The following is a 14,747-nucleotide window of genomic DNA, read 5'->3' on the forward strand; positions in this document are numbered from 1 at the left end:
CTAAGTCTATGCGAAGGGAATCAGCGAATTACTTCGCGTCCTTCTCTTCAGCAGCGGGAGCCTCTTCGGTTGCAGCTTCCTCAGCGGCGGGAGCCTCTTCGGTTGCAGCTTCCTCAGCGGCAGGTGCCTCTTCGGTTGCAGCAGCTTCCTCAGCGGCGGGAGCCTCTTCAGCGGGAGCTTCCTCGGCGGCCGGAGCAGCCTTGGCAGCAGCCTGGGTAGCCTCGGCTACAACGGCCTGCTTGGCGGAAACCGGCTCGAGGACCAGTTCGATGACAGCCATGGGAGCGTTGTCGCCCTTGCGGTTGCCGATCTTGGTGATGCGGGTGTAGCCGCCGTCGCGGTTCTCCACAGCCTGGGCGATGTCGGTGAACAGCTCGTGGACGACGCCCTTGTTGCTGATCAGGCCGAGCACGCGGCGGCGGGATGCGAGGTCGCCACGCTTGGCGAAGGTCACCAGGCGCTCTGCGTACGGCTTCAGGCGCTTGGCCTTGGTCACCGTGGTGGTGATCCGCTTGTGCTCGAACAGGGATGAGGCCAGGTTCGCGAGCATGAGACGCTCGTGAGCCGGACCGCCGCCGAGGCGCGGACCCTTAGTGGGGGTAGGCATAATTGTATCTCCTCATGTGGAAGCCGTGGGCCGCACACCATGGTGCAGCCCGGACGGCCAAGGTCTGGTTTAGAGTTCGTCGTCGCCGAAGGCGGCGTCGTCCTCTTCGATTGCTGCGGCGCGTGCTGCGAGGTCAAAACCGGGAGGCGAGTCCTTGAGGGACAGGCCCAGTTCAACCAGCTTTGCCTTGACCTCGTCAATGGACTTGGCACCGAAGTTGCGGATGTCCATCAGGTCAGCCTCGGAGCGGGCAACGAGTTCACCCACGGTGTGGATGCCCTCACGCTTGAGGCAGTTGTAGGAACGGACGGTGAGGTCCAGATCCTCGATCGGCAGTGCCATGTCGGCTGCCAGGGCAGCGTCGGTGGGCGACGGACCGATCTCGATACCTTCAGCTGCGGTGTTCAGCTCACGGGCCAGACCGAACAGTTCCACCAGGGTGGTGCCTGCGGAAGCAACGGCATCGCGCGGGGCGATGGCCTGCTTGGTCTCGACGTCGACAATCAGCTTGTCGAAGTCGGTGCGCTGCTCAACACGGGTTGCTTCCACGCGGAAAGTAACCTTCAGTACCGGCGAGTAGATGGAGTCAACCGGGATACGGCCGATCTCTGCGTCGCCGGACTTGTTCTGAGCTGCCGAAACGTAGCCGCGGCCGCGCTCGATGGTCAGTTCGAGTTCGAACTTGCCCTTCGAGTTCAGCGTGGCGATGTGCAGATCCGGGTTGTGGAATTCGACGCCGGCCGGCGGAGCGATGTCCGCGGCGGTGACGACTCCGGGGCCCTGCTTGCGCAGGTAAGCCACGACGGGCTCGTCGTGCTCGGAGGAAACCGAGAGGCTCTTGATGTTAAGGATGATCTCGGTGACATCTTCCTTGACACCCGGAACCGTGGTGAACTCGTGCAGCACACCATCGATCCGGATGCTGGTTACGGCAGCACCGGGGATGGAGGAGAGCAGGGTACGGCGGAGGGAGTTTCCGAGGGTGTAGCCGAAGCCCGGTTCCAGCGGTTCAATGATGAAACGCGAACGGTTTTCGGAGACGACCTCTTCGGAGAGGGTGGGGCGCTGTGCAATGAGCACTTAGGTTTCCTTTCGGCGAGCATCCGCTATATGACGCAACACAGGTGGTGGAAATTCGGTCTGAAGACTTAACGCGCTGGGCTTGCCCGGACCATCGCTGGTCCGGGCAAGCTCCTGCTGCGGAAAAGAATTAGACGCGGCGGCGCTTCGGCGGGCGGCAGCCGTTGTGCGCTGCGGGGGTGACGTCCTGGATGGAGCCAACCTCGAGGCCTGCGGCCTGCAGCGAACGGATGGCGGTTTCGCGTCCGGAACCCGGTCCCTTGACGAAAACGTCTACCTTGCGCATGCCGTGCTCCTGCGCACGCTTGGCAGCGGCTTCGGCAGCCATCTGGGCAGCGAACGGGGTGGACTTGCGCGAGCCCTTGAAGCCAACCTCACCGGAGGAAGCCCAGGAGATAACAGCGCCGGTCGGATCCGTGATGGAAACGATGGTGTTGTTAAAGGTGCTCTTGATGTGCGCCTGGCCAAGCGCGATATTCTTCTTGTCCTTCTTACGCGGCTTGCGAACCGCGCCACGAGTCTTCGGGGGCATTTTTTCTCCTACAGAAAGTTATTGGGGAAAGTCCGTAAATCCCGGGCGGGGATTTTAACGGGCCTTCTTCTTGCCGGCGACGGTACGCTTCGGGCCCTTGCGGGTACGTGCGTTGGTCTTCGTACGCTGACCGCGTACGGGCAGGCCCTTGCGGTGGCGCAGGCCTTCGTAGCTGCCGATTTCAACCTTGCGGCGGATATCTGCTGCTACTTCGCGGCGAAGGTCACCCTCAACCTTGTAGTTGCCTTCAATGTAGTCACGCAGCTCAACCAGCTGTGCATCAGTGAGGTCCTTGACGCGGACGTCAGCGCTGATGCCAGTGGCAGCCAGGGTTTCGTGTGCACGGGTCTTGCCCACGCCGTAGATGTAAGTAAGCGCAATTTCCAGCCGCTTTTCGCGGGGAATGTCTACGCCAGCGAGACGAGCCATAGTGGCAGTACTCCTTGATAAACCGGAGGTCGTAGGCAGTACACCCGCACGTTCCGTGCGGCCCCAGCCTCCGACCGGGGGTTAGCTGTCCGGACTCTTTCGAGCTCAATGTTCCAGATCAGCTTGTGCTGCCTTTATTTACTTGCGTGGGTTAGCAACCCAGGATTTCCTTCAGGGAAGGAAATTAGCCCTGGCGCTGCTTGTGGCGCGGGTTCTCGCAGATCACCATGACCCGGCCATTACGGCGGATCACTTTGCACTTTTCGCAGATCTGCTTGACGCTCGGCTTGACCTTCATGGCATTCCTTTGCGTGTAGCAGTTTGGTCAACTGGAGCAGCGTTCAGCGTTCACTGAAGCCGCCCAGCAATTTACTTGTAGCGGTAGACGATACGACCACGGGTGAGGTCGTACGGGCTCAGCTCCACCACTACGCGGTCCTCGGGGAGGATCCGGATGTAGTGCTGACGCATCTTTCCAGAGATGTGTGCCAGAACGATGTGCTTGTTGGTGAGCTCAACGCGAAACATCGCGTTAGGCAGCGCCTCGGTCACAACGCCTTCGATCTCAATGACCCCGTCCTTCTTGGCCATACCCTCCGCTAACTGTTGTTGCCGCAGCCCCGCCGGATTGCACCGGGCATGACCGCGAACGTTTTTGTTGGATCGATTGCCGTCTCCAGGCCCAAAAGGGGGTGGCAGTCCAGACAACCAACAAACAACACTACCCTGTTGGCCGGTAAAAGTTAAATCGGCCATAGTAGCCTACGCGGTGCGGTACGCACCATATTCACCCGCGGGAGTGCTTACGGGATCAGCTGCGGCCACACCGTCGAGGATGGCAAAACGGACGACGTCGGCTGCCGCGCTTTGGAGCGTGATGAGGCTGACCTGCCGGGCAGCTTCGTCGGAGCGGTCGAGTGCCATGGCACCGGTTGCCAGGCAGAAAACGGTGTCGCCGTCGGCCAGGGTGTGGCTTGGATTCAAGGCCCGGGCAATCCCGGCATGGGATGCAGACGCAGTCCTCTTGCACTCGGCAACGTCCAAAACCGCATTGGTGGCGACGACGACAAGCGTGGTGTTCATCGGCGGTGTGCCCTGGCTGGGCCCGGCCGGCTGGGCCGTCGTGCCAAACGGGAGCCCGAGTGCGTTGACGATGGCCAGTGCCCCTACTACGACGCCGTTATCAAGGGTGATGGACGCCGTTCCCACGCCCCCTTTGTATTGCCCCCTGCCAATGAGTGCGCCGGTGCCGGCGCCCACGTTGCCGCGTCCGACGTCGTGCCCTTCCCTTTGTGCCGCAGCGGCGGCCGTTGCGGCGTAGCCCATCTCCGGCGTCGGCCGTGCGGAGAAGTTCCCGCCCCTGCCCAGGTCGAAGATGGCGGCGGCGGGGACAATGGGCACCACTCCCCCGGGGACGGCGAAGCCGCGGCCGTTCTCCTCGCACCAGCGCTGGGCGCCGGCGGCAGACGCCAGCCCATAGGCACTGCCGCCGGTGAGGACGACGGCATCCACAGTGCGGACCAGGGTGGTGGGGTCCAGGGCATCGGTCTCGTGCGTGGCCGGACCGCCGCCCTGGACGTCCACCGAGCCCACCGTGCCCGGTGGCGGCAGGACAACGGTGACGCCCGTCAGCCAGCCGTCGGTGTCCTCCTGGACGTGGCCCACGCGGATCCCCGAAACATCGGTAATGGTTCCCATGCCCCTATTGTCCCCTCTGCTGGCGCGCCCCTGCCGCAGGGACAAACTTTATGCGAGACTGCAAACAACACAGGGTTAATGGGCAACGAAGCCTTTGTTAACTATTCGAGGAGAAGGGCTTTTTCAGGGGTTTCGCCTACCAACAATGTGGTGAAGTAATGGCTTGATTCCACTTACCCGCGAGACCGGCCACAAGCTGGCTCCGAAACCCGTGAGAGATCCGCATGACACGTCAACTCTCCCCGCGCCCCTCCACCAGGCCCACTGACCCCGGAGCTGGTCCCGCCAAGGTACCTCGCAGACGATGGACCGCACGCAGCCGCCGCGATTTCTTTGTTTTCCTTGCCATGGCATTGCCCAACCTGGTGCTGATCGCCGTCTTCACCTACCGGCCGCTGTTCAGCAACATGTACTACTCCACCCTGGATTGGACGCTGGGTTCGCCCTCGGCCACCGTGGTGGGCCTGGGCAATTACGTCACCTTCTTCACCAGCAACGACGCACCGAAAGTCCTGGGCACCACGGCGGTATTCACCCTGGTCACCGTGGGCGGTTCGATGGTCCTGGGACTGCTTGTGGCCTTGGCCCTGAATGCGAAGGTCCGGGGCACCACGTTCGCACGTTCCGCGGTCTTTGCCCCTTACGTCCTCTCGGGCGTCGGCGTGGGCCTGGTGTGGCTGTTCATTTTCGATCCCGGCTACGGCGTCCTGGCCTGGCTGCTCCGCGGCATCGGCCAGCAGAGTCCGCAGTGGATCAACGATCCCCAGCTGTCCCTGGTGATGGTGATCCTGGTGTACGTCTGGAAGAACCTGGGCTACTGCGCGGTGGTTTACCTTGCCGGGCTACAGTCCCTGCCGACGGAAGTCATGGAAGCGGCATCGCTTGACGGCGCCAACGGGTTCCGCCGGTTCGTCAGCATCTCGCTTCCGCTGTTGTCCCCCACCACGTTCTTCCTCCTCATCACCACCCTTCTCAGCTCCCTGCAGGCCTTCGACCTCATCAGGATCATGACGCCCCTTGGCACCGGCACCAGCACCCTGATCTACGAGGCGTACCTCCAGGCCTTCGGTGCCTACAATAGGGCCGGCTACTCGGCAGCCATTTCCGTAGTCCTGTTCGCCATCCTCCTGGTGATCACCGTGCTCCAGCTGAGGTTCGTGGAACGAAAGGTCCATTACTCGTGACATCCCTCTCACCGGTGAGCCCGGACCCCACAGCTCCCGCCGTCTCCACCCCGGATCCGGGCCTCCGCCGGGACCGGCCGTTCTCCCGCCGGAACCTGGTCCAGACCGTGGTGGGCGGCTACCTGCCCCTGATCATTGCCACCCTGGTGGTTTTCCTGCCGCTGATGTGGATGGTGCTCAGCTCCTTCAAGCAGTCCGGCGAGATTGTCACCACCGACCTGAAGATCCTTCCGGAAACCCTGAACCTGGAGAACTACCGGACCGCCATGACCACGGTCCCTTTCGGACAGTTCTTCCTGAACAGCACCATCGTCACGCTGGCAGGGGCCACCATCAAGGTGCTGCTGGCCATCCTGACGGCGTACGCCCTGGTCTTTGTCCGCTTCCCGTTCCGGAACTTCATCTTCCTGCTGATCCTGGTGGCCCTCATGGTGCCGCCGCAGGTGTCCATCCTGCCCAACTTCATCCTCATCGCGGGGATCGGCGGCAAGAACACCCTGTGGGGCATCATCCTCCCCGGCCTGGGCACCGCCTTCGGCACCTTCCTGCTGCGGCAGCACTTCCGGACCCTGCCGGCCTCCATCCTGGAATCGGCCGAGATGGACGGGGCCGGCCACTGGCGCCGGCTCTGGCAGATCGTGGTCCCCGTGTCCGTGCCGTCCATCGCCACCGTGGCGCTGGTGACCATCGTGACCGAATGGAACGACTACATCTGGCCGCTCATCATCACGGACCGGCCTGAAACCATGACGCTGCCGGTGGGCCTGACCCTGCTGCAGAACAACGAGAGCAACGCTGCCGGCTGGGGCGTCCTCATGGCCGGCGCCGTCCTTGTCATCGTTCCCATCCTGATCATCTTCGCGGCCCTGCAGCGCTACATCGTGGCGGGCCTCACCCAGGGCAGCGTGACCGGCTAAGCCGCCGGCCGCCGTCGTACTTTCCAACCTTTTAGTACTCCAACCCTTCCGCAGGCCACAACCGAAAGGAACTGTCATGACACTTCACCTGGACCGGAGGCACTTCCTGGGCCTGGCAGGGGTCACCGCCTCTGCCGCTGCCCTGGCCGCATGCGGCGGACCCTCGACAACCGGCGGCGGCCAAGCCACCTCCCAGGCAGCCGACATCGACTTCAGCGGCGTGAAGCCGGCAGCAAAGATCGACTTTTGGTCCAGCCACCCGGGCCAGTCACAGGACGTTGAGAAGAGCCTGATCGGGAAGTTCCAGGCCAAGAACCCCGGCATCACCGTAAACCTGGTCACCGCAGGGGCCAACTACGAGGAAATTGCCCAGAAGTTCCAGACCGCGCAGGCGGCCAAATCGGGCCTCCCCGGTGTGGTTGTCCTCTCCGATGTGTGGTGGTTCCGCTACTACACCAACGGCAGCATCATTCCCGTGGACAGCCTCACCAAGCAGCTGAACATGAAGATGGACGACTTCCAGCAGTCGCTGGTCAACGACTACAAGTACGACGGCAAGCAGTGGGCGCTCCCCTACGGCCGGTCCACTCCGCTGTTCTACTACAACAAGGATCACTTCGCCGCGGCCGGGCTGCCGGACCGTGCACCGAAGACCTGGCAGGAATTCGCTGAGTGGGCCCCCAAGCTGAAGGCAAGCTCCGGCGCCCAGTACGCCTACATCTACCCCGCGCTGGCCGGCTACGCAGGCTGGACGCTGCAGAACATGCTCTGGGGCTGGGGCGGCGGCTGGTCCAAGGAGTGGGACATCACCTGCGACTCCAGCGACTCCGTGGCCGCCCTGCAGTGGGCCCAGGACTCGATCTACAAGGACAAGTGGGCAGGCGTGTCCTCCAAGGAAGCAGCGGACGACTTCTCCGCCGGGCTGACCTCGACCACCATTTCCTCCACCGGCTCGCTGCTGGGAATCCTGAAATCGGCGAAGTTCAACGTGGGCGTCGGCTTCCTCCCCGGCGGCCCGAAAGCGCAGACCAACGTCTGCCCCACGGGCGGCGCCGGCCTGGGCATCCCCAGCGGCATCACCAAGGAGGAACAGCTGGCCGCCGGTATGTTCCTGGACTTCGTTACCCAGCCGGAGAGCACCGCGGAGTTCTCCGCCGCCACCGGCTACATGCCCACCCGCAAGTCGGCTGACATGACGGCGGTCCTGGCCAAGACACCGCAGATCAAGACCGCCATGGACCAGCTCGCGGCGACCAAGGTCCAGGACAACGCCAGGGTGTTCCTGCCGGGCGCCGACCAGGAGATGGCGAAGTCCGCAGCGAAGATCCTCACCCAGCAGGGCGACGTCAAGTCCACCATGACGGACCTGAAGACCACCCTGCAGGGCATCTACGACAAGGACGTGAAGCCGAAGCTGAAGTCCTAGCGGTTTCTGACCCGCAAAAGCGCCGGCGATACGCAAAATCCCTGTCGACCCCATTATTTGGGGGTCGACAGGGATTTTTTGCGTCGCAGGCAGATGTGCGTGTCCCTAAGGGATGGGCACCGGGGTAACGCCGAGGGGCACCAGGTGCTCCGCGCCGCCGTCGGGCGCTGAAAGTACCCAGATGCCCTTCTCGTGGACCGCCACCGAGTGCTCCCACTGGCAGGAGCGCTTGCCGTCAGTTGTCACCACGGTCCAGTCGTCCTCCAGGACCGCGGTGTCGATGCTGCCCCGGACCAACATGGGTTCGATGGCCAGGCACAGCCCCGGCTTGATCTTGGGGCCGCGGTGGTTGGTCCTGTAGTTCAGGACATCCGGCGCCATGTGCATCTCGGAGCCGATGCCGTGGCCCACGTAGTCTTCCAGGATGCCGAGCGGCTTGCCGGGAACGGAGGAGACGTAGTCGTCGATGGCGGCACCGATGTCACCCACGTGCGAACCGCTGGCAAGCGCGGCGATCCCGCGCCACATGGCGGCCTGGGTCACGTCGGAGAGCCGCTGGTCCTCCGGGTCGGCCGTTCCCACGATCACAGTGCGCGCCGAATCCGAGTGCCAACCGTTGACGATCGCGCCGCCGTCGATGGATATGATATCGCCGTCCTCAAGGACCCGGCTGCCGGGGATGCCATGCACCACTTCCTCGTTCACCGAGGTGCAGATGGTGGCCGGGAAGCCGTGGTAGCCCAGGAAGTTGGACTTGGCACCTGCCTTGTTGAGGACGGCGGCGAAGACATCGTCAAGGTCCTTGGTGGTGACCCCGGGCACCGCGGCGGCAACGGCGGCATCCAAAGCACGGCTGAGGACCAGGCCGGCTTCGTGCATGGTGCGCATTTGGGCGTTGTTCTTGAATTCGATGCGGGGCTGGCCGAAGGCCATGGTGTGTCCTTTCAAATGGCTGAGGCTCCCCCCGGATGCCGGGAGGAGCCTCGAAAACCGGGCGCCTGGTCAGGCTGCCTGAGCGGCCTTGATGGCCTGCATCACGCGGTTGGTGACTTCGTCGATGGGACCGATCCCGTCGACCTTGGTGAGGATGCCGCGGTCGGCGTACTTCGCCACCACAGCTTCGGTCTGCTCGTGGTACAGGTCCAGGCGGTGGCGGATGACGGCTTCGTTGTCGTCGCTCCGGCCCGTTTCCTTGGCACGGCCCAGGAGGCGGTGTACCAGTTCTTCGTCGTCGGCAGTCAGCTGCAGGACCACGTCGAGCTTCTCGTCGCCGTCGGCGAGGATCTCGTCAAGGTAGTCAACCTGCGCGGTGGTGCGCGGGTAGCCGTCCAGCAGGAAGCCGTTTTCGACGTCGGACTCGTTCAGCCGGTCGCGGACCATTTTGTTGGTCACGCTGTCCGGCACGAAGTCGCCGTTGTCCATGTACTTCTTGGCCTCAAGGCCCAAGGGGGTTTCACCCTTAACGTTGGCCCGGAAGATGTCGCCGGTGGAGATGGCCACAACGCCGAGGCGTTCTGAAATCCGCTCCGCCTGCGTTCCTTTTCCGGAACCGGGAGGTCCAATAATCAGCATTCTCGTCATCGCAAAAGCCCTTCGTAGTGACGTTGTTGTAGCTGCGCATCAATCTGCTTTACGGTCTCCAACCCAACGCCCACCATGATCAGGATCGAGGTGCCACCGAACGGGAAGTTCTGGTTTGCGTTGATCAGCACGAGCGCCACCAGCGGAATCAGTGCCACGAAGCCCAAGTAGAGGGCACCGGGCAGAGTGATCCGTGAGAGCACGTACTGCAGGTAGTCAGCGGTCGGCCTGCCGGCGCGGATACCTGGAATGAAGCCGCCGTACTTCTTCATATTGTCTGAGACTTCTTCAGGGTTGAAGGTAATCGCGACGTAGAAGTAGGTGAAGAACACGATCAGGAGGAAATAAACCGCCATGTAGATCGGGTGGTCTCCGCGGGTGAGGTTGTTGTTGATCCACTCAACCCACGGCTGCATGGGCTCGCCGTTCCGGGGCTGGTTGAACTGCGCGATCAGCCCGGGAATGTAGAGCATGGAAGAAGCGAAGATCACCGGGATAACGCCGGCCATGTTCACTTTGATGGGAATGTAGGTGCTGGTGCCGCCCACGGTGCGCCGCCCGATCATCCGCTTGGCGTACTGCACAGGGATGCGCCGCTGTGACTGCTCGACGAACACCACCAGGGCGACGGTCAGGAGGCCGACGGCCAGCACCAGGAAGAAGGTTCCGGGTCCCTGCGAGGTCCAGATGGCACCCAGGGAGGTGGGGAACTGGGCGGCGATGGAGGTGAAGATGAGCAGCGACATGCCGTTGCCCACGCCCTTCTCCGTGACGAGCTCGCCCATCCACATGATCAGGCCGGTACCGGCCGTGAGCGTGATGATGATCAGGATGGTGGTGATGATGCTGGTGTCCGGGATCACCGGCAGCTGGCAGCCGGGAAGCAGCTGCCCGGAGCGGGCCAGGGACACCAGCGTGGTGGCGTTGAGCAGGCCCAGCGCGATGGTGAGGTAGCGGGTGTACTGGGTCAGCTTGGACTGTCCCGACGCGCCCTCTTCGTACAGCTGCTGGAACCGGGGAATGACCACCCGGAGCAGCTGCACGATAATGCTGGCCGTGATGTAAGGCATGATGCCCAGGGCGAAGATGGACACCTGGAGCAACGCGCCGCCGCTGAAGAGGTTGACGAGCTGGTACAGCCCGCCGGCGGTCTGACCGTTCTGCAAGCATTGCTGGACATTCTGGTAGTTCACACCTGGCGAGGGGATGAAAGCACCCAAGCGGAAGATGGTGATGATTGCCAGCGTGAACAACAACTTGCGTCGCAGATCAGGCGTGCGAAAGGCCCGGCCAAATGCGCTAAGCAAGCGTCCTCCTGTGGTGTCAATAAGGGTGGGGTGAAGGAATTTGATAAATCCCGACATCCGAGTCTAACGGTTCAATGTGCCGCGCGAACAATCCGGTCCCCCGTGCATGCGCCCGATGGCAGGGATTGTTCGCCCGGCGGATATGGAAAACTCCCGGCATCCGGGGCGGAAGCCCTCGGATACCGGGAGTTCAACAGCTGGCGCCGTCCCTTACAGGGCGGTGGTGCTTCCGCCTGCTGCAGCGATCTTTTCCGCGGCGCTGGCCGAGAATGCGTGGGCGGTGACGTCAACCTTGACTGTGATGTCGCCGGTGCCCAGCACCTTGACGGGCTGGTTCTTGCGAACGGCACCCTTTTCGACCAGATTCTCCACGGTGACTGCGCCACCTTCCGGGAACAGCTCGTTGAGCTTGTCCAGGTTTACCACCTGGAACTCGACCCGGAACGGGTTCTTGAAGCCACGCAGCTTGGGCAGGCGCATGTGCAGCGGCAACTGGCCGCCGGCAAAGCCAGCCTTCACCTGGTAGCGGGCAGCCGTACCCTTGGTACCGCGACCGGCGGTCTTACCCTTGGATGCCTCACCACGACCCACACGGGTCTTGGCGGTCTTGGCACCCGGAGCGGGACGCAGGTGGTGAACCTTCAGGGCGTTCTGCTTCTCAGCAGCCTGTGCCTTATCAGCAGTGTTCTCTGCCATTTACTTCGCCTCCTCTACCTTTACCAGGTGCGGAACCGTGTTGAGCATTCCAACGGTCACGGCGTCGGCGGTGCGGACAACGGTGTGTCCGATCCGCTTCAGGCCGAGGGACCGCAGGGTGTCGCGCTGGTTCTGCTTGCCGCCAATGGCGGACTTGATCTGAGTGATCTCCAACTGAGCGTCGGAGGGGACCAGGTTCTTAGCCATGACTAGACACCTGCCTTCGGGCTGAGGAGGGCCTTCACCAGTGCCTGCGGGGCTACCTCGTCCAGCGGCAGGCCGCGGCGTGCTGCCACGGATGCCGGCTCTTCGAGGCGCTTCAGGGCATCAACGGTCGCGTGGACGATGTTGATGGCGTTGGAGGAACCGAGCGACTTGGAGAGGATGTCGTGGATGCCCACGCACTCCAGTACTGCACGGACCGGACCACCGGCGATAACACCGGTACCGGCCGAGGCCGGACGCAGCATTACGACGCCGGCAGCGGCTTCACCCTGAACGCGGTGCGGGATGGTGTTGCCAACGCGGGGAACGCGGAAGAAGGACTTCTTGGCCTCTTCAACGCCCTTGGCGATAGCAGCGGGAACTTCCTTGGCCTTGCCGTAGCCCACGCCAACCATGCCGTTACCGTCACCAACGACGACCAGTGCGGTGAAGCTGAAGCGACGACCACCCTTGACGACCTTGGAAACGCGGTTGATGGTGACAACGCGCTCTACGAACTGGTTCTTTTCGGCTTCACGGCCACCGTCGCGGCCGCCACGGCCACCGCGGTCGCCGCGGCCCTGGCCACGGTCGCCACGCTCGCCACGACGGGCGCCACCACGGCGGTCGTCGGCAGCGGGAGCAGTGGTCTCAGCAGCTGCGGCTTCGGGGGCCTTCTGATCTGCAGACACAGTGTCCTTTTCCTTGTTTGCTTCGGTCACAGTGACAGCCCACCTTCGCGTGCACCGTCAGCGACGGCGGCAATCCGGCCGTGGTACTTGTTACCACCACGGTCGAAGACAACAGCCTCGACGCCGGCAGCCTTGGCACGTTCGGCAACGAGCTCGCCAACGCGCTTGGCCTTGGCGGTCTTGTCACCGTCGAATGCACGAAGGTCGGCTTCCAGGGTGGACGCGCTCGCTACGGTCTGGCCAATGGTGTCGTCGACAACCTGGACAAATACGTGGCGTGCGGAGCGGTTGACCACCAGGCGGGGGCGGGCAGCCGTACCGGAAATGCGCTTGCGGATACGAAGCTGGCGGCGGCTGCGACCAGCAGCCTTGCTCTTGTTCGTACGCTTCTTGTTAATGGAGATGGCCATGGTTACTTACCAGCCTTTCCGACCTTGCGGCGGATGACTTCGCCGGCGTAACGGATGCCCTTGCCCTTGTAGGGGTCCGGCTTCCGCAGCTTGCGAATGTTGGCAGCAACCTCGCCGACCTGCTGCTTGTTGATACCTGAGACAGAGAGCTTGGTCGGTCCCTCTACTGCAAAGGTGATGCCGGCCGGAGCCGAAACGCTGACCGGGTGGCTGTAGCCGAGAGCGAACTCAAGGTCAGATCCCTTGGCCTGAACGCGGTAACCGGTACCGACGATTTCAAGCTTCTTCTCGTAGCCTGCGGTGACGCCCTGGATCATGTTGGCGATCAGGGTGCGGGTCAGGCCGTGGAGCGAACGGGAGGCGCGCTCGTCGTTCGGGCGGGTGACGGTCAGGGTGTTGTCATCCAGGGCAACCTCGATGGGGCTGGCCACAGTGTGGGTCAGCTCCCCCTTGGAACCCTTGACGCTGACGACAGAGCCGTCAACCTTGACCTCAACGCCGGCAGGAACGGTGATGGGGAGACGTCCAATACGTGACATTATTCTCTTCCTTTCCCGTTACCAGACGTACGCGAGGACTTCGCCGCCCACGCCCTTCTTGCCGGCCTGCTTGTCAGTCAGGAGGCCGGAAGAGGTGGACAGGATTGCGATACCCAAGCCACCGAGCACGTGGGGCAGGTTGGTGGACTTCGCGTAAACGCGGAGGCCCGGCTTGGAGATGCGGCGAACACCGGCGATGGAACGCTCGCGGTTCGGACCGAACTTGAGTTCGAGGGTCAGCTTCTTGCCAACCTCAGCGTCCTCTTCCTTCCAGCCGGCGATGAAACCTTCGGCCTTGAGGATGTCGGCAACGCGTGCCTTGAGCTTGCTGTAAGGCATAGACACGGAGTCGTGGTATGCCGAGTTTGCGTTACGCAGGCGCGTAAGCATATCTGCGACAGGATCTGTCATTGTCATGTGGGCTCATGCCCTTCCTCGTAACGGTTTCCGCCGTTCCGTTCCCTGGGGAGCGGAGCGGCCGGACCTTTTACGTAGTTAATTAAGCTTCGGTTTTGAACGGGAAACCCAGCGCCTTGAGCAGCGCGCGGCCTTCGTCATCGGTCTTGGCGGTGGTGACAACCGTGATGTCCATACCGCGGACGCGGTCGATCTTGTCCTGGTCGATTTCGTGGAACATAACCTGCTCGGTCAGACCGAAGGTGTAGTTGCCGTTGCCATCGAACTGCTTGCCGCTCAGGCCGCGGAAGTCGCGGATACGGGGCAGTGCCAGGGTGACCAGGCGGTCCACGAATTCCCACATGCGGTCGCCACGCAGGGTTGCGTGTGCACCGATGGGCATGCCTTCGCGCAGCTTGAACTGTGCGATCGACTTGCGGGCCTTGGTAACCTGCGGCTTCTGGCCGGTGATCTGGGTGAGGTCGCGGACAGCGCCGTCGATCAGCTTGGAGTCCTTGGCGGCGTCTCCAACACCCATATTCACAACAACCTTCACCAGGCGGGGTACCTGGTTCACGTTCTCGTACTTGAATTCATCCTGGAGCGTTGCCTTGATGGATTCGGCGTACTTGGTCTTCAGACGAGGAACGATCTTCGTTGCCGGAGTCTCGAGAGTCTCAGTCATTAGATGTCCTTCCCGGAGCTCTTGGACACGCGGATACGGACGGTCTTCTTGACACCGTTCTTCTCCACAGTGTCGAGGCGGAAGCCCACACGGGTCGGCTTCTTGGTCGACGGGTCAACCAGGGCCACGTTGGAAATGTGGATCGGGGCCTCTACGACCTCGATGCCGCCGGTCTTGGTGCCGCGCTGCGACTGTCCAACACGGGTGTGCTTGGTGACGCGGTTGATACCCTCAACCAGCACGCGGTTGGTGTCGGTGAAGACGCGCAGAACCTTGCCCTGCTTGCCGCGGTCGCCGCCGCGCTCAGCCTTGGCGCCAGTGATGACCTGAACCAGGTCACCCTTCTTGATCTTTGCAGCCATGG

The 14,747-nt window shown here is 62.8% G+C and carries 21 protein-coding genes; 3 read left to right on the top strand and 18 right to left on the bottom strand.

Annotated elements, in window-relative coordinates:
• Positions 1 to 28 precede the first annotated feature (28 nt).
• From rplQ to ACFVTD_RS02380, 7 genes are all read right to left on the bottom strand, one after another.
• The gene (gene rplQ, locus ACFVTD_RS02350) at positions 29 to 607 is read right to left on the bottom strand and encodes a 50S ribosomal protein L17 (RefSeq protein WP_387557525.1); all 579 of its coding nucleotides are present in this window, start codon (positions 605 to 607) and stop codon (positions 29 to 31) included.
• 69 nt (positions 608 to 676) lie between these two features.
• Complete coding sequence (locus ACFVTD_RS02355; protein ID WP_013601812.1) at positions 677 to 1,687, bottom strand: DNA-directed RNA polymerase subunit alpha; 1,011 nt, start codon at positions 1,685 to 1,687, stop codon at positions 677 to 679.
• A 130-nt stretch (positions 1,688 to 1,817) separates the two neighbouring features.
• Positions 1,818 to 2,219, bottom strand: coding sequence for a 30S ribosomal protein S11 (gene rpsK / locus ACFVTD_RS02360; protein ID WP_009358720.1), 402 nt, complete (start codon positions 2,217 to 2,219; stop codon positions 1,818 to 1,820).
• Between the two features lie 54 nt (positions 2,220 to 2,273).
• On the bottom strand, positions 2,274 to 2,648 hold the full coding sequence (gene rpsM, locus ACFVTD_RS02365) for a 30S ribosomal protein S13 (RefSeq protein WP_003803743.1): 375 nt from the start codon (positions 2,646 to 2,648) through the stop codon (positions 2,274 to 2,276).
• Between the two features lie 184 nt (positions 2,649 to 2,832).
• Positions 2,833 to 2,946: a 50S ribosomal protein L36 gene (rpmJ, locus tag ACFVTD_RS02370; RefSeq protein WP_009358722.1), complete on the bottom strand. Its 114-nt coding sequence runs from the start codon at positions 2,944 to 2,946 to the stop codon at positions 2,833 to 2,835.
• A 71-nt stretch (positions 2,947 to 3,017) separates the two neighbouring features.
• Positions 3,018 to 3,239: a translation initiation factor IF-1 gene (gene infA / locus ACFVTD_RS02375; protein WP_009358723.1), complete on the bottom strand. Its 222-nt coding sequence runs from the start codon at positions 3,237 to 3,239 to the stop codon at positions 3,018 to 3,020.
• Positions 3,240 to 3,410: 171 nt separating this feature from the next.
• Positions 3,411 to 4,346, bottom strand: coding sequence for a P1 family peptidase (locus tag ACFVTD_RS02380; protein WP_387557527.1), 936 nt, complete (start codon positions 4,344 to 4,346; stop codon positions 3,411 to 3,413).
• Positions 4,347 to 4,570: 224 nt separating this feature from the next.
• Between ACFVTD_RS02380 and ACFVTD_RS02385 the strand changes: the two genes are divergently transcribed.
• The 3 genes from ACFVTD_RS02385 to ACFVTD_RS02395 all read left to right on the top strand — a co-directional run bounded on the left by ACFVTD_RS02385 (position 4,571) and on the right by ACFVTD_RS02395 (position 7,873).
• A complete protein-coding gene (locus ACFVTD_RS02385) occupies positions 4,571 to 5,530 on the top strand; it encodes a carbohydrate ABC transporter permease (protein ID WP_387557529.1) in 960 nt (319 codons plus the stop codon).
• Positions 5,527 to 6,447, top strand: coding sequence for a carbohydrate ABC transporter permease (locus ACFVTD_RS02390; protein ID WP_387557532.1), 921 nt, complete (start codon positions 5,527 to 5,529; stop codon positions 6,445 to 6,447). Before ACFVTD_RS02385 ends, ACFVTD_RS02390 begins: the two co-directional genes overlap by 4 nt.
• Before the next feature lie 76 nt (positions 6,448 to 6,523).
• Entirely contained in the window at positions 6,524 to 7,873 is a 1,350-nt protein-coding gene (locus tag ACFVTD_RS02395) for an ABC transporter substrate-binding protein (RefSeq protein WP_387557535.1), read from the top strand.
• Between the two features lie 105 nt (positions 7,874 to 7,978).
• Here the strand turns inward: ACFVTD_RS02395 and map are convergent, their stop codons facing one another.
• The 11 genes from map to rplX all read right to left on the bottom strand — a co-directional run bounded on the left by map (position 7,979) and on the right by rplX (position 14,745).
• On the bottom strand, positions 7,979 to 8,806 hold the full coding sequence (gene map / locus ACFVTD_RS02400; RefSeq protein WP_387557538.1) for a type I methionyl aminopeptidase: 828 nt from the start codon (positions 8,804 to 8,806) through the stop codon (positions 7,979 to 7,981).
• 69 nt (positions 8,807 to 8,875) lie between these two features.
• The gene (locus ACFVTD_RS02405; protein WP_387558946.1) at positions 8,876 to 9,445 is read right to left on the bottom strand and encodes an adenylate kinase; all 570 of its coding nucleotides are present in this window, start codon (positions 9,443 to 9,445) and stop codon (positions 8,876 to 8,878) included.
• Between the two features lie 5 nt (positions 9,446 to 9,450).
• Entirely contained in the window at positions 9,451 to 10,761 is a 1,311-nt protein-coding gene (secY, locus tag ACFVTD_RS02410; RefSeq protein ID WP_387557541.1) for a preprotein translocase subunit SecY, read from the bottom strand.
• A 210-nt stretch (positions 10,762 to 10,971) separates the two neighbouring features.
• Complete coding sequence (gene rplO / locus ACFVTD_RS02415; RefSeq protein WP_013601817.1) at positions 10,972 to 11,457, bottom strand: 50S ribosomal protein L15; 486 nt, start codon at positions 11,455 to 11,457, stop codon at positions 10,972 to 10,974.
• Positions 11,458 to 11,664, bottom strand: coding sequence for a 50S ribosomal protein L30 (rpmD, locus tag ACFVTD_RS02420; RefSeq protein ID WP_009358731.1), 207 nt, complete (start codon positions 11,662 to 11,664; stop codon positions 11,458 to 11,460).
• Positions 11,665 to 11,666: 2 nt separating this feature from the next.
• A complete protein-coding gene (rpsE, locus tag ACFVTD_RS02425) occupies positions 11,667 to 12,383 on the bottom strand; it encodes a 30S ribosomal protein S5 (protein WP_387557545.1) in 717 nt (238 codons plus the stop codon).
• The gene (gene rplR / locus ACFVTD_RS02430; protein WP_141159771.1) at positions 12,380 to 12,763 is read right to left on the bottom strand and encodes a 50S ribosomal protein L18; all 384 of its coding nucleotides are present in this window, start codon (positions 12,761 to 12,763) and stop codon (positions 12,380 to 12,382) included. Before rplR ends, rpsE begins: the two co-directional genes overlap by 4 nt.
• 2 nt (positions 12,764 to 12,765) lie before the next feature.
• The gene (gene rplF, locus ACFVTD_RS02435; RefSeq protein ID WP_387557548.1) at positions 12,766 to 13,302 is read right to left on the bottom strand and encodes a 50S ribosomal protein L6; all 537 of its coding nucleotides are present in this window, start codon (positions 13,300 to 13,302) and stop codon (positions 12,766 to 12,768) included.
• A gap of 18 nt (positions 13,303 to 13,320) precedes the next feature.
• A complete protein-coding gene (gene rpsH, locus ACFVTD_RS02440) occupies positions 13,321 to 13,719 on the bottom strand; it encodes a 30S ribosomal protein S8 (protein WP_018769139.1) in 399 nt (132 codons plus the stop codon).
• 82 nt (positions 13,720 to 13,801) lie between these two features.
• Complete coding sequence (rplE, locus tag ACFVTD_RS02445) at positions 13,802 to 14,383, bottom strand: 50S ribosomal protein L5 (protein WP_018769138.1); 582 nt, start codon at positions 14,381 to 14,383, stop codon at positions 13,802 to 13,804.
• The gene (rplX, locus tag ACFVTD_RS02450; protein WP_015937845.1) at positions 14,383 to 14,745 is read right to left on the bottom strand and encodes a 50S ribosomal protein L24; all 363 of its coding nucleotides are present in this window, start codon (positions 14,743 to 14,745) and stop codon (positions 14,383 to 14,385) included. Before rplX ends, rplE begins: the two co-directional genes overlap by 1 nt.
• Between the last annotated feature and the right edge of the window lie 2 nt (positions 14,746 to 14,747).

The organism is Pseudarthrobacter sp. NPDC058119 (assembly GCF_042884655.1).
Classification (GTDB): Bacteria; Actinomycetota; Actinomycetes; order Actinomycetales; family Micrococcaceae; genus Arthrobacter.